A 14,877-nucleotide genomic window follows, 5' to 3' on the forward strand; every position below is an offset into this window, starting at 1 on the left:
TCAGTACATAATCAGTAGAACTATATCAAGTCAAAATGGTCCGTAATTCATGACATGTGCAATTACTAATAAAATAATTGCCAGACCTGTTTGTATAAGGAAGTATGGAAAAACCCATTTTACCCATTTTGAAAATGGTATACCCGCTATGGCTAAGCCTGCCAACAAAACACCACTTGTAGGAATAACCATGTTCGAAATACCGTCCCCAAATTGGAAGGCCAATACCGCTGTCTGTCTTGTCACGCCTATTAAATCTGCTAAAGGTGTCATAATTGGCATCGTTAAAGCCGCTTGGCCGCTTCCCGATGGCACTAAGAAATTCAAACAAAGCTGCAGTAAGAACATTCCCACTGCATTAATAGAAGCGGGTAGAACACTTACCGCATTTGCAACAAAATGTAGTATTGTATCAATTAGCCCCCCCGTAGTAGTAATGACTAAAATCGTTTGAGCAAAGCCTATGATTAAAGCGCCCTCTACCATATCTCTTGCACCAGTAATAAAACCTTCAGCCATTTTATTTGGGCTAAGTTTACAAATTATTGCCATAATAATACCGCTTAAAAGAAAAATCCCACCAATTTCACTGATATACCATTGAAATTTAATCACGCCAACAACTAATGCAACAAAGTTTGCTAATAAGACAAGCAACGCCAATAAGTGACGCCCATTCATTTTAAAATTCAAATCGATTTCAATACTTTCTTCTCGCTTATATTTCCCGTAAATACCTTTAGAAGGATCATGTTTAACTCGTTTCGCATGCCTAGATATATATATTACCGTTAAAATATAAAACACAAAGAATACAATAATTCGATAAGACATTCCTGAATACATTGGTAATTCAGCAATCATTTGAGCGACCCCAATGTTAAATGGATTGGTAATCCCTGATGTAAAACCAGTTGCTAATGTGCCTAGCATAACGATAGCAAATCCTGTGATTGCATCCATACCAAGTGCCATCGTTAACGGAATAATGATGGCAATATACACTAATGTGTCCTCAGCTGAACCAATTAAAGTTCCTAAACTAGCAAAGATTAATATGAGAATAGGAATTAACACGTACTCCTGTTTCCCAAATTTAGAAGCCATTACTTTAATAAATGAATCAATTGCTCCTGTTTTTTGCATGATACCCAGTGCTCCACCAAATAAAAATACAAACAAAATAATGGAAGCACCTTCAAGCATACCTAAATGAACACTATTAAACATTTCAAGAAAACCAACAGGACTTGAATCGATATAGTGGAATGATTCTGGGTCTACTACCATCCGTCCATTACTCTCCACACGATCATACTGACCGGCCGGAATAATGTAAGTAAGTATTGTCATTAGCAAAATGATAATAAACATTAATACAAATGCATTGATTCCTTTAATTCTTGGCTCTTCTACTATTTTATTTTCTTGCAGGTTTGCCATATACTTTCCCCCTAACAAGCAGTATTAAAAGTATTCTCGCGACTCTGTTTCAAATAATCAGGTATTTATTCAATGCTTTCCACAAGTAGAATTTTGCTATTCACATAACCCCTAAAAACTGACTATTGCTATTTAACTACTAAATAGTATTTATCGTAGAGAACCTTATACACCCCTCACTTTTCCGTACAACGGAAATATATTCCGACAAACGGAAATCTTATATGTAAAAATATAAAAAAATAAAACTAATTTGTCAATATTTTTTGATAATTCTGTCTAATAAAATTAACTTCTAAGAAAGAAGATGCCCTTTAGCAAACACAGTTCGAAATAATTTCATTTAAGGCAAGCGAACCAAGCCCCTTTCTCCTATAAAAAATAGTAGTACAAACCAAGGCCATGGTTTGTACTACTATCGTTGTGAGTATGTTTTAAATATAGAATGTATAATCCTCTGGAATAACACGCTTTAAAAATTTCTTTGTACGGTCCTCTTTCGGACTGACGAAAATATCGTGTGGACTGCCTTCCTCTACAACTACGCCGCCATCCATAAAGATAACGCGGTTTGCCACATCTTTAGCAAAGCCCATCTCATGTGTGACCACAAGCATTGTCGTACCTTCTGTGGCAATGTTTTTCATGACAGTTAGCACTTCTCCTACTAGCTCTGGGTCAAGTGCAGAAGTCGGTTCATCAAATAAAATAATATCTGGGTTTAATGCCACGGCACGTGCAATACCAACACGTTGCTGTTGTCCGCCTGATAGCTGACTTGGGTATGCATTATATTTTTCTGATAGCCCCACTTTATCGAGCGCCTTTTTCCCAATTTCAATCGCTTCAGCTTTGGCTACTTTGCGACCGATAATAAGCCCTTCCGTGACGTTCTCTAACGCAGTTTTATTAGTGAAAAGATTATAATTTTGGAATACAAAAGCTACACGTTGTCGAATCGCATGGACATCCTTCTTTTTTACATTTTGAAAATCGACATCAATATCACCAAACGTCGCATGCCCTTGGTCAGCTTTTTCTAAAAAGTTTATGCAACGCAGTAAAGTTGTTTTGCCTGAACCACTTGGGCCTAGAATAACCACCACATCTCCCTTATCAATTGATAGGTCGACACCCTTTAAAATTTCATTGTCGCCAAATGATTTGTGAATATTTTTTATCTCTAACATGCTGATTCACCCCTTAGGCACTCGCCACTTTGAATTTACTTAAATGTTTTTCATATCGTTTAAAGATGTATTCAACTGTACTACATAAAATTAAGTACACAATGAAAATATCGATGTATGCTTCTACATAATTGTAGCCAACATTGGCTGCGACTTTTGCCTTCAATGTAATTTCTGGTAAAGACATCGCATACCCTAGTGATGTTGCTTTTATGAGATTAACTGTTGCTGTACAAATATTCGGCATGGCCACTACTAGTGCCTGTGGAATAATAATACGGCGATATGCTTGGAATGTTGTTAAACCAACTGCATGTGCTGCCTCTAATTGACCTTTTTCAATGGTAGCCAATGCAGAGCGAAATACCTCTATTAAAATCGCTGTCGTACTAAAAGCAAAAACGATAAACGCATACCAAATAGGATTGATTTTATAGATATCATAAGCAATATTATATTTTTCAAAAATAATTTTCAGTAATAAAGGAACGCTACTATAAATGATAAAAATTTGAATAATGATTGGTGTACCTCGAACAAAGGATACATAGATTTTCGCTAAATGATGAATGACAGGAATTTTATTAATTCGTGTCAATGCGAGTAAAAAACCTAGTGGTAAAGCAACGAGTAAAGCAACAATCGTCACAAGAAGCGCGATAGGCACACCTGATAATGCTACAAAAAATGTTTCAATCAAAAATTGATATTTCATGAGTACGCCTCCTTACGTTGTTTCCAATGTCCTTTTACCCTTGCTAAAAACCTTTTCTAACATAGTAAAAAATCTTTCAATAATAATAGACAGCACCCAATAAACGATTGCTAGTGCTATATATATTTCAAGAGCATGTGCATTAATATTGCCCGCAATAATTAAATTTGCCTTCCCTACAATGTCGATTAAACCAATTGTGTATGCAAGGGCACCCTCCTGTAATAACGCAATCATGCCATTTCCAAAGTTCGGCAATGCTATGACAAGTGCCTGTGGAAAAATAATACGGCGATATGCCTGAAATGGCGTTAACCCTACACTAACAGCCGCTTCAAATTGCCCTTTATTAATGGCCAAATAGGCAGAGCGAATAACCTCTGACATGATTGCTGCGAACTGCAATGTGAAAGTTACAACGACAAAAATGGCTGTTTCAATCGAATGGAGATTTAAGCCAAAGTTTTCTGCTAAAGCAGGCACGCCATAATACACGAGGAATAATAAGACAATAGATGGCGTACACCGCATAATAGTTGTATATAAATTTGCGAATATTTGTAATACCTTTAGTGAACTCAACTTTGCAGCTGCTAATAGCAAGCCAAACAATGTGCCCAGTACAATGGAAGACCCTGCAACTAAAAAGGTAACTTTTAAAAACGGCAATAATATGGGTATTGCGTTCCAAATATACGATGCATCAAAATACTTATCCATTTCCTCACCAACTTTTATAAATGATTAACTAAAAGGCATCCACTTCTGAATCTTGCCTTCATGTTCCTTTTATTAAGAAAGACTGCTGAGTTTACTGACTCAACAGCCTTTAAATAATTAATTATCGATTTACGTTTTCTAACACTTCAAATAAATCACGGCCATAAAACTTTGTGCTTAATTCACTTGTTTTCTTTTGCTCTTTAATTTGTGCTACAGCTTTATCAAATGCATCTGCAAATTCTTGTTCTTTTTTATTGAACAAAGGCCATGTTTTAATTACTGCGAATTCGTTGTAAACTACTTCATCTTTTAAATTATGATAAGGGCCATTTTCTGCTGATACTTGTTGTTTGAACGGACCTTCGATCATCACACCACCGTCCACACGTCCTTCATTTACCCATTGCACGACATCGACAGTGAAAGCATCTCCAGCTTGCAATTTTACTTCATTGTTCGGATTTGCTTTATTGTACTCATCAATAATTGTATACTGTGCATTGTTTGCAGCAATTGGCGCTAATGAATAACCCTTTGTTGCAAAGTCAGCCAATGTTTTTATGCCTTCGTCTTCTTTACGTAACACTAAACCTGCACTACTTAACCCTAAAAACTCTTTAGGGAAAATAAACTTCTCTGTTCGTTCCTGTGTAAAGAATGCATTTTTCACTCCTACTTGGTATTTCCCTTGCTCAACACCAATTAGTAAATCATCACTTGTAGTGCCTACATATTCAAACTCGTATTCTGGTAATAATTCATCTACTAGCTTCATTACTTCCACATCATAACCAGTTGGATTCCCATTATCGTCAATATAACTTATAGGCTTGGATGCTTGATCGTAAGCAACCTTTACTGTACGAACCTTATCGCCATTCTCTGTATCTTTTTTGGAAGTTTCTCCTGCGTTACATCCAGCTAAAATAGCAATTGAAGCTAATCCGATTGCAGCAAATTGGAGTACTTTGTTCTTTCCTTTAAACATATCTCATTTCCCCTTATTGTGGATTTTCATGTGATTTCTGTTGCTCAATAGCAGCTGTTGCTAATTTGATAATTGTCATATCATCCATCGGTGGATTATGTAATCCCGCACGCACATTTCGATAATAGCGTTGCAATGGATTTGTAAGTTGTAAACTTTTTGCACCTACAACACGCATTGCCTTATCCACTATATCTATAGCAATATTCGTCACCGTGTGCTTCGCAACTGCCATTTCATTCGTTAACGTATTACGTCTAGCTGGATCATCATAAGCCTCGGCTACGCCATAAAGTACAAAGCGTGCTTGATGGAGCTTCAGTTCAATATCACCTAAAAGCTGTTGCACATTTGGTAATGTACTGATTGGCGCATTTAAACTATTTGGTTGGTGATGATTAGCAAAATGCAGGGCATAGTCCCTTGCAGCCTGCGCGATGCCTAAATATGTTGCTGGAATATGTAATATCCAGCCGTTAATCTTGCCACCACTTGGATGGTTCGGCAATTCCACTAAATACTCCTTAGGGACAACAACATCCTTTAACACTAAATCATGACTACTTGTGCCACGCATCGCAGACATTTCCCAGTTTTCTTCAATGGAAATCCCTTGCACACCTTTATGAATGAGGAAGAAACCGATTTGTTCCTTTTCCTCAATCCAAGCAGAAGTTAAGAAGTAATCGAGCACAGGTGATGCTGTTGTAAATATTTTGCGTCCATTTAATAGCCAACCATCAGTTGTCGATACAGCATTTGTTCCTGGACGACCACCACGAGTTGGACTGCCAGTTGCTACTTCACTAACAGCTCTGTTCACGATAGCGCCCTTTTTTACTTCCAGTGCAAATGCTTCCAGTAAGTTATCTGACCATAATTTCTTTTCATATATTTCACCGACAACACCTAATGTCCAGCCCAAAGAAAGTGATGCGTTTTCGTCATAACTAGCTAAAGTTTCTTGAATGAGTACCATATCGTAAACGGATAAACCTTCGCCGCCATATTCTTTCGGTAATGTGTATTTGGGATAACCAATTTGTGAAAGCAGCTTATGTGCTTCAAAAGGAAAACGAGATTGTTCATCGACCTCTACAGCCTCAGCTTTAATTGACTCTACAATCGATGCTAGCTCCTCTAACCAGTGACGCTGTTGCTTTGTTTTAATAAATAAATCCTTCAAAAAATCTCCTTCTTCCTAAATTATATAAAACATATATATTTACTAAGAATTAATGTTGTAAAAAAAACCTCTAACTATATGTAATAGTGAGATCATGAGCGGAACTGAATTTTCTGATTCATTGACATTATGATACTTTCAACATGTTAAATTGTCAATGATTAATTACAAGTTTTTTTGTAAGTATTATAGGTTTTAAATTTTATTTATTACAATACTGAAATTCCTTTGAGCGCAAATTTGATACCTGAGTGTAGCTCATTTCTATGGCGTTTAAATACTTCCATAAAGAATCCGTTGGAGGACATTGCACAAGACTAATTCTGTACACTTCAAAATCCCTAAACGATTACCCGGGGAATATTGGCTTTGTGATACTTGTTTCTTATTTTATGCACCCTGCTGTATTCACAACATATGCTAAAACTAAAGAAAGAGGTGTGTGTATGACCAATAATATAAATCCATCGCCAAGTATTACCTCTATTCAGCATATGGCTCCTCAAATTATTCAAACAAAATTTGGTGATATTAACGGGGATGGTTTTTTTGAAACAGTATTTTTAATGGGGACTAAAACGCCTGATAGTCCACTTTGGCGTAATCTAACGCTTGCTATTTTTTACGGACAAACACGCCAATTTGAACAAATGATGCTGAAGGAAAATGTGGGCTATAATCCTACTATTTTTCTAGGTGATTTTACTGGTAATCATATAGAAGATATTTTAGTTATTTCTGATACGGGTGGTAGTGGTGGCATTATCAATGGTGAAATCTTTTCATCAATTAATGGAAAAGTGCGCTCTATTTTTGACACAGAATCTTTTAATACTACGCTAAAGTATACGGTAAATTATGAAAACAACTATAAAGCCTCCGTCCAAAGCATGAACCCCAAGAAACTATACATTCTCGATTTACAATATAAAGGACAGGAATATTTAGATGAAATTTATAATAAAGATGGCACATTGAAACAACCGATTGAAGGATGGGTTGATCCAATTAACGGATTGTATCCAATTGATTTTGACCGCGACGGCACATATGAAATTTTAGCTTTTCAGGCGATAGCAGGCCGATACCATGCCGACGGTTTAGGTTATATTGAAAATGTTCTAAAATGGAATGGTAGAGAATTTGTCGTTGAAAGACAAACAGCGTCAATTTATGGCAAGGATTTAACATAAAAAAGTTCTTTTCAAATAGAAGTATCTATATGAAACCGTTGCTTTCCGCTACGGCGGACGCTTTTCGCGGGCATGGCTTCAGTCTCCTCGTCGCTACGTTCCTGCGGGGCCTTTTCGCTCATGCTTTTCCCGCAGAAGTCGCCGACTGCGCTCCAATCAACTAGTGTACGTCTATAAATGATTGAGGTGATGATATAAATAATGGACGACATCAATTTGAAAATGCTGGCAATTGATCAAATGGTGCCTGAAGATCATTTAGTACGCAAATTGGAAGCCGCTATTGATTTTAATAATCTATCCATCAGTAGCATCTCAGGTCTCGAAAATACTTAATGTTTACAGTCTTTTTTCTTTTAAACATAGTAGTATCTATATGAAGCCGTTGCTTTCCGATACGCTTGGAAAATCCAAAAATATCAGAAAATAGTTGAACGTACCGTACTACTCTCATTAATAGGGGCTATTTGTAACTAAATTTCTGATAAAATTTCAAAAGGTATTCGCAATGTGATCATTTCCGAATACCTTTTGTCGTCAATCTGAAAAAACGGCTTCTTTATGAGCTGTTTTTTTATATTATTTTTCAACTAATGCAAAATAATTATTTTCGTGATCAGCAAAATTAAAAACTCTACCCATTGGCATCATGACTAAATCACCGACTTTTATTCCCTTTGTCTGGAAATCCTGATACATCTCTGTTAGATTATCCGCGTAAAACATGATAGAAGGTGTCTCTAAATTTAATTCCGGCTGCATTTTTGCAATCACTTCTTTATTGTGAAGAACGAAGCTCGTTTGCGCTTTCTTAGATGGCGCAATTTCAATCCATCGCATCCCCGCTTCTTCCTGTTCAGCTACTACGATAAACCCGATTTTCTCTGTCCAAAACTTTACGGCTGCATCTTGATCATTTACATATAACATGACTTGTCCGATTTGTTGAATCATAAAAAAACCCCTCCTCTTTTGAACAATAGTATACAGCAATCTGCTAGTTATCCTTCACATAAAAAGCTTAAATCATTCAGTTTTTTTCATCATTTATTCTTTTTATCACTACTTCATGTTGAATCTACCAAAATTACTCTGATATGAAAATAATTGTTTTAAAACCATTTCAGCTTGTTTTTAGGATGACTTCTGTCATTTATGTATCTCTTTCTCAAAATGCTTATCTTCTCTATTATATTTTTGATAAAATGAGTTAGTCATATTTATTTCCTTCTAAGGAAAAGAATAGAACAATACATCATAATAGTGAGGAACAAACAAGTGAAACTACTAAGTCTAAGGAAAAAGCTCATCTTTTCGTTTTTGGCTATGCTTATTATTCCAACATTACTTGTAGGCATCTTTTCTTATCATAGTGCTGGTAAACAAATTTTGAAGGAACAGCAAGCAAGCACCGCTGAAAGCATTCGCATGCTCAATACTAATATTACGAACACCATTGAACCGAAAGTGGAAGACGTTCAATATTTTACAGAAAAGCTCAATCAATCTTATTTACAAGAAGATAGGAATTCCGAGCTTAAATCGCTATTACGCGAATATGTCCATATGCACCCAGAGGTCGAACTCGTCTACATAGGCACTGATGATGGAAAACTATTGGACGAGCCGGCTCAGGACTACCCTAGTGATTTCGACCCTCGAACAAGACCTTGGTATAAACAAGCATTAGAAAACAAAGGCCAAGTAGCTATCACTGCACCCTATGTCACACAAACTTCAGGTGACATTGTTATTACCATTACACAGGCTTTACAGGACGGCTCAGGTGTAATCGGATTGGATCTCAATATTTCTACATTAAGCAACATCACGAATGATATTCGCATTGGAGAAACTGGGTATGCTTCTCTTTTAGATAGCAACAAAATTTATATTGCCCAGCCCGATAAAGAAAGTGGTATGGAAGCTACCGAAAACTATATCGCAAAGATTTATGAAAAAGAGAGCGGTGCTATCGTTGAAAATAATCGTCAGCTACAATTTACGACAAATAAGCTAACAGGTTGGAAAGTTGTTGGTACAATGTTTTCTGCTGAGGCAACGAAAGCTGCTGCCTCAACCTTTAATATCAATTTAATCATCATTGTTGTTTCAATTGCTGTTGGTGTTGTTTTTATGCTTTACATGATACAAAGCATTGTCAAACCGATTAATCGACTAAAAGAAAGTGCCTTAAAAATTAGCGAAGGCGATCTCACAGAGTTTATTGATATTCATTCAAAAGACGAAATTGGACAGCTTAGTCAAGCATTTATTTCGATGAAGGTTAGCCTAAAAAAGCTAATTCGTAACGTTGATCAAAGCGCCAATCATGTACAAGTCTCAGCTCAAGGGTTATCTGCAAATGCTGAACAAAATATCGATTCTTCACAACAAGTTACACAAGCCATGCAACAGGTGGCTATTAGCGCAGAAAAGCAAACAACGGGTATTGATCAAAATGCAATTTCAATTGAGGAAATTGCAAAAGGAATTGTTGAAGTAGCAGATAGCTCTATGCTGGTTTCAGATCTTTCTAATCATGCTATTCAGCAAGCAGAAGAAGGTGGTAAATCTGTAGAACGCACCGTTAACCAAATGATTTCTATTAATGAATCTGTTGCACAATCCGACTACATGATCAAATCTCTCTACGACCGAACAAAAGAAATTGGTTCTATTTTAGAGATTATTAGTGCTATTTCAGACCAAACAAATCTACTTGCACTTAATGCAGCCATTGAAGCTGCACGAGCAGGAGAACATGGTAAAGGTTTTGCTGTAGTTGCCGATGAAGTACGGAAATTAGCTGAACAATCACGTCAATCAGCTGAACAAATTTCATCCATGATTACCGGGATTCAACAAGATACGGCGAAGTCTGTTCAAACAATGATAAAAGCTTCTACAGATGTTCAGGACGGTTTGAAGCTTTCTCAAGATACGAGTGAAAAATTCGCGAGCATAATAGAAAGTTTACGTAATATTACACCGAAAATGGAGGATATATCTGCTTCTGCTCAGGAAATGTCTGCGGTAGTCGAAGAAGTAACGGCAACTGCTATAGAGCTGACAGACCACGCTAAACATAACGCTGCTGCTTCAGAGGAAGTCGCTGCTTCAACTGAGCAAACATTGTCCTCTATGCAAGAAATGGCTACGGCAGCAAGATCACTTCTCGATATGTCGGACGAATTACAAGCCTTTGTAAAACGCTTTAAATACTAAGGACAAATGTCCAAAGCGCTCGTCTAAATGCGACAAGTGCCAGCGAGCTCGAGACACAAAAGAGTGCCCCCACTATACCTAGAGGGAATAACGCTTTAACCTTGACGACAGCTTTGCCTTAAGCTATCCACTGAAAAAAATTGTTTCTTAAACAAAAAGAAAGCACGATGTTGAGGATCTTTCCCCTCTTCATCGTGCTTTTCAAATCATGCGTAATGATGATTAATTTCTATCTTCATGACTAAGTTGCCATTCAATTCCAAACTTATCAGTTAAAGAGCCATAGCATTTACTCCAAAATGTTTCTTGTAATTCCATACTGACCTTACCGCCCTCTTTAAGCCCTTCATAGGCTGATCGTAACTGAGCTTCATCATTAGAAACAATTGCTAATGTCACATTGTTTCCAACTGTAAACGGCGAGCCTGGAAAAGTATCTGAAAACATTACATTACTACCCAAAATCGAAAGTCGCGTATGCATAACAAGATCCTTTGCTTCCTCTGGCAATTGATAATCTGGATTCTGTGGTGAGTCACCGAATGTCATAATTTCTGCCTTGTCCGTTTTAAAAACTTTCTCATAAAAAGATACAGCTTCACGACAATTTCCATTAAAAATTAAATACACCTCTACTGCCATTTCCAACACTCCTTTGTCATTTAGAAACAATTCTATTGTACATGGATGATAAACCATAAGCCAAATCTTACGTTAAAACTTTTCTGCACTTTCTTAAAAATAAGTAGTAAATCTTCATAAAATTCTTTTTTTTCTATAACAAAAAGTATTTTTAATGCTCTATAATTGGTCCTTTTCATGTCTCTAAAGTAGATTATTAAGTTATTTTGATAAAAACTTTGACATTTCCTTAAAAATGATGTAAATTACCAAATGACGAACGATTTAAAATAATTCTTTAAAAATATTCGTATTTTAGGAGTGTATATAATGGATAACGTATTTGACTATGAGGATATTCAACTAATTCCCGCAAAATGCATCGTAGAAAGCCGTTCAGAATGTGATACTTCTGTTATGCTAGGTGACCACACATTTAAGCTACCTGTTGTACCTGCAAACATGCAAACAATCATCGATGAAAGTATTGCTGTGAAACTTGCTGAAAACGGTTACTTTTATATCATGCATCGCTTCAACCCAGAAAAACGAGCTGATTTCATTAAAGATATGCAAGGTCGTGGTTTAATTGCTTCAATTAGTGTCGGTGTGAAAGAAGAAGAATATTCATTTGTAGAAGAGTTAGCTACTACAGGTTTAGTACCTGAATTTATCACAATTGATATTGCACATGGTCACTCAAATGCTGTTATTAGAATGATTCAGCATATTAAAAAGCTTTTACCAAATAGCTTTGTCATCGCTGGCAATGTTGGTACACCTGAAGCTGTACGTGAACTTGAAAACGCTGGTGCAGATGCTACAAAAGTGGGCATTGGACCTGGTAAAGTTTGTATTACAAAAATCAAAACAGGCTTCGGTACAGGAGGCTGGCAGCTAGCAGCACTGCGTTGGTGTGCAAAGGCAGCGACAAAACCAATAATCGCTGACGGTGGTATTCGGACAAATGGCGATATTGCAAAATCAGTACGTTTTGGTGCTTCAATGGTGATGATCGGCTCCCTTTTTGCAGGTCATGAGGAATCACCAGGCGAAACAATAGAAATCGACGGTAAATTAGTGAAAGAATACTTTGGCTCTGCTTCAGAATTCCAAAAAGGTGAGAAGAAAAATGTTGAAGGCAAAAAAATGTACGTAGAACATAAAGGTAGCCTAAAAGATACTTTAATTGAAATGCAACAAGACCTTCAATCATCTATTTCTTATGCAGGTGGCAAGCAGCTAGATGCAATTCGAAATGTAGATTATGTAATTGTAAAAAACTCAATCTTTAACGGTGATAAAGTATACTAACATTAATAAAAGTTAAGCCCAAACAAGAATTTTATTTCTCGTTTGGGCTATTTTATTTTTACTGATAAAAAGGAAAATATTCTACATATTTATTTTTCTGAATTTTCAATATATTATTTTCTATTATACTATTTTATACTATAATTAAATGAAAGTATTAATACGTACTTTGGCTCTTTGAAAAGAACGGAGGGTATGTCCATGTTGAAATCAGTGCGAAATAAGCTAGTTGGGTTGGCCATAATCGTTATATTAATCCCTACGGTACTTGTAGGAACTGTCAATTATTTTGTCGCGAAAAATGAAATTGACAAAGTAGGGCAGCTTAGTCTTAAAAACGGGACTTTAGGACTGATGGAATTGATTGCAACATTGGATGAACAAGTTCAACAGGGTAATTTAACGTTAGAACAGGCGCAGGAACAAGCAAGGACGCAGATTGTCGGCAAAAAAACAGAAGAGAACAAAAGATCAATTGATAACCCAGTTAAATACGGTGAAAACTTCTACTTTTATGTCTTGAAAGATGATGGGATGATGGAAGCTCATCCATCACTTGAAGGTGACAATGTTACTGACCTCCAAACAAAAGACGGTCGTTATTTTGTACGGGAACAGATTGCTGAGGCAAACAAGGGTGGTGGGTACGTACGTTATGATTGGGCATTACCGTCAAACCCTGATGTAGTTGCACCTAAGATTACATATGTAGCAAAGGACGAGCATTGGGGATGGATTATTGCTGCTGGTACCTATGAAATGGATTTCAACGAAGGCGCTACAAATGTTCTCTATTACACACTTGGTATGACATTACTCGCGACAATCATGGGTGTTACCCTCTTTTGGTTCTTCTCGGGTAGAATGACTTCGTACATACGACGTATTATGGTGATGACCTCTGATATTGCAAAAGGAAAGTTGACTGGCGAGGATATTCCGATTATCACAAATGATGAATTAGCGGTTCTTGCTAATAACGTTAATGATATGAAGTATAGTTTAAATGAGATGGTTAGCAATACCAAGGACAGCTCTACACAAATGAGAATGTCCTCTGAAATGCTCAGCGCTATCACAGAAGAAACGACTGCCTCAGCCGACGAAATCCACCAAGCTATCATAGAAATTTCTAGAGGTGCGGTTATTCAGGCTGAGGAAGCAGAAATGGCAAGTAGTAAAGTGGATACGTTATCTTCCCTTATTTCCAATGCGACAGATAAATATGCTGAAATTACACAAAAAACGAGTATCATTAACAAATCACAGGAAAATGGACGACAAAAAGTAGCAATGCTACAACAAAATTCTAATGAGTTTACTCAGGTTATTGAAGAGCTAAGGGAAAATTTTTCTAGTTTGATGGGGCAAATGCAGGAAATTCAGAATGTAGTACAGACAATCACATCTATTTCTGAACAGACTAATCTGTTAGCGTTAAATGCAAGCATCGAAGCTGCTCGCGCGGGCGAACACGGTAAAGGCTTTGCAGTAGTCGCTGAAGAGGTTCGACATTTATCAGAAGATACAAACGAAGCAACGAATCGTGTGAGAAATTTATTGAAACGAATTGAGTTAGATACAGCGAATTCCGATGCCAAGATGATGCATACGCTCCAACTTTCTCAAGGTCAGGTTACATCCATTAGTGAAGTACAAAATGCCTTTACATTTTTATCGGATTCAATTGAGGGTATTACTAGTCACCTCGTTTCCCTTGATCAGGGTATGATTGAAATGGCAGAAAATCGACTTATCGTTGTAAACGCTATTAATGAGATTGCTAGTGTAGCTACACAATCAGCAGCTGCCACTGAACAAATAAACGCTTCTATTGATGAACAAAAGTCTGCAATCACTTCGATTATGCATTCTTCTGTGGAGCTTCACACAGAAGCAGAGAGAATGCACGAATTAGTGGATCGTTTTAGTTAATTAAAGTCTATTCATTTAAATATCCACCCTATAAGATAAGCACCCTTGCAATGTCTACCTTATAGGGTACTTTAGTTTTAGCTTTATGTTATCTAAAGTTGGAAGAGTACTTAAAATAAAGTGCATGCTTCTCATTAAAGTACCTTGTTTATTAAAATGCTCATTCCATTTACATTGGTATCAGGATTATATAGCATGAAAGATCCTAAATGTACCATACGTCATATTGCAGTCAATGGCGCATGGATTCATAACCTTCATCGTCCCTATCCACATTTTGTTCCATTGCATTATTTTCACCTGCGACTCTTTCGACCTCAGTCGTTTCCTACTAGCTCCTT

General features: G+C 36.8%; 13 protein-coding genes. 5 read left to right on the forward strand and 8 right to left on the reverse strand.

All coding sequences use genetic code 11. From position 1 onward, the window contains the following. Nucleotides 1–30: 30 nt before the first annotated feature. From ACOMCU_RS15015 to ACOMCU_RS15040, 6 genes are all read right to left on the reverse strand, one after another. On the reverse strand, nucleotides 31–1,443 hold the full coding sequence (locus ACOMCU_RS15015) for a YfcC family protein (protein WP_421050571.1): 1,413 nt from the start codon (nucleotides 1,441–1,443) through the stop codon (nucleotides 31–33). 434 nt (nucleotides 1,444–1,877) lie between these two features. Beyond that, nucleotides 1,878–2,633: an amino acid ABC transporter ATP-binding protein gene (locus ACOMCU_RS15020; protein WP_421050572.1), complete on the reverse strand. Its 756-nt coding sequence runs from the start codon at nucleotides 2,631–2,633 to the stop codon at nucleotides 1,878–1,880. Nucleotides 2,634–2,646: 13 nt separating this feature from the next. Further along, nucleotides 2,647–3,348 (reverse strand): amino acid ABC transporter permease, encoded by a 702-nt coding sequence (locus ACOMCU_RS15025; RefSeq protein ID WP_421050573.1) that lies wholly within the window; start codon nucleotides 3,346–3,348, stop codon nucleotides 2,647–2,649. Between the two features lie 12 nt (nucleotides 3,349–3,360). Then, entirely contained in the window at nucleotides 3,361–4,068 is a 708-nt protein-coding gene (locus tag ACOMCU_RS15030) for an amino acid ABC transporter permease (RefSeq protein ID WP_010860674.1), read from the reverse strand. 121 nt (nucleotides 4,069–4,189) lie between these two features. Further along, nucleotides 4,190–5,059, reverse strand: a complete 870-nt coding sequence (locus ACOMCU_RS15035) for a transporter substrate-binding domain-containing protein (protein WP_010860675.1) — start codon at nucleotides 5,057–5,059, stop codon at nucleotides 4,190–4,192. A 13-nt stretch (nucleotides 5,060–5,072) separates the two neighbouring features. After that, on the reverse strand, nucleotides 5,073–6,245 hold the full coding sequence (locus tag ACOMCU_RS15040) for an acyl-CoA dehydrogenase family protein (RefSeq protein WP_421050574.1): 1,173 nt from the start codon (nucleotides 6,243–6,245) through the stop codon (nucleotides 5,073–5,075). A gap of 446 nt (nucleotides 6,246–6,691) precedes the next feature. Between ACOMCU_RS15040 and ACOMCU_RS15045 the strand changes: the two genes are divergently transcribed. Both ACOMCU_RS15045 and ACOMCU_RS15050 read left to right on the forward strand, forming a co-directional pair. Continuing rightward, nucleotides 6,692–7,438, forward strand: coding sequence for a hypothetical protein (locus ACOMCU_RS15045; RefSeq protein WP_010860677.1), 747 nt, complete (start codon nucleotides 6,692–6,694; stop codon nucleotides 7,436–7,438). Between the two features lie 201 nt (nucleotides 7,439–7,639). Further along, a complete protein-coding gene (locus ACOMCU_RS15050; RefSeq protein ID WP_421050585.1) occupies nucleotides 7,640–7,774 on the forward strand; it encodes a hypothetical protein in 135 nt (44 codons plus the stop codon). Between the two features lie 243 nt (nucleotides 7,775–8,017). Here ACOMCU_RS15050 and ACOMCU_RS15055 read toward each other — a convergent pair whose 3' ends face one another. Next, nucleotides 8,018–8,392 (reverse strand): VOC family protein, encoded by a 375-nt coding sequence (locus ACOMCU_RS15055; protein ID WP_219361319.1) that lies wholly within the window; start codon nucleotides 8,390–8,392, stop codon nucleotides 8,018–8,020. Between the two features lie 324 nt (nucleotides 8,393–8,716). On the opposite strand from ACOMCU_RS15055, the gene ACOMCU_RS15060 reads away from it, so the two are divergent. Further along, the gene (locus ACOMCU_RS15060) at nucleotides 8,717–10,666 is read left to right on the forward strand and encodes a methyl-accepting chemotaxis protein (protein WP_421050575.1); all 1,950 of its coding nucleotides are present in this window, start codon (nucleotides 8,717–8,719) and stop codon (nucleotides 10,664–10,666) included. 222 nt (nucleotides 10,667–10,888) lie between these two features. Here ACOMCU_RS15060 and ACOMCU_RS15065 read toward each other — a convergent pair whose 3' ends face one another. Beyond that, nucleotides 10,889–11,308, reverse strand: a complete 420-nt coding sequence (locus tag ACOMCU_RS15065; protein ID WP_010860680.1) for a VOC family protein — start codon at nucleotides 11,306–11,308, stop codon at nucleotides 10,889–10,891. A gap of 309 nt (nucleotides 11,309–11,617) precedes the next feature. Here ACOMCU_RS15065 and guaC point away from each other — a divergent pair, with 309 nt between their 5' ends. Together guaC and ACOMCU_RS15075 are read left to right on the forward strand one after the other, a co-directional pair. Then, entirely contained in the window at nucleotides 11,618–12,601 is a 984-nt protein-coding gene (guaC, locus tag ACOMCU_RS15070) for a GMP reductase (protein ID WP_010860681.1), read from the forward strand. 201 nt (nucleotides 12,602–12,802) lie between these two features. Continuing rightward, entirely contained in the window at nucleotides 12,803–14,536 is a 1,734-nt protein-coding gene (locus ACOMCU_RS15075) for a methyl-accepting chemotaxis protein (RefSeq protein ID WP_421050576.1), read from the forward strand. Nucleotides 14,537–14,877 lie beyond the last annotated feature (341 nt).

It is taken from the genome of Lysinibacillus sp. UGB7 (assembly GCF_049058285.1).
Lineage (GTDB): Bacteria > Bacillota > Bacilli > Bacillales_A > Planococcaceae > Lysinibacillus > Lysinibacillus sphaericus_B.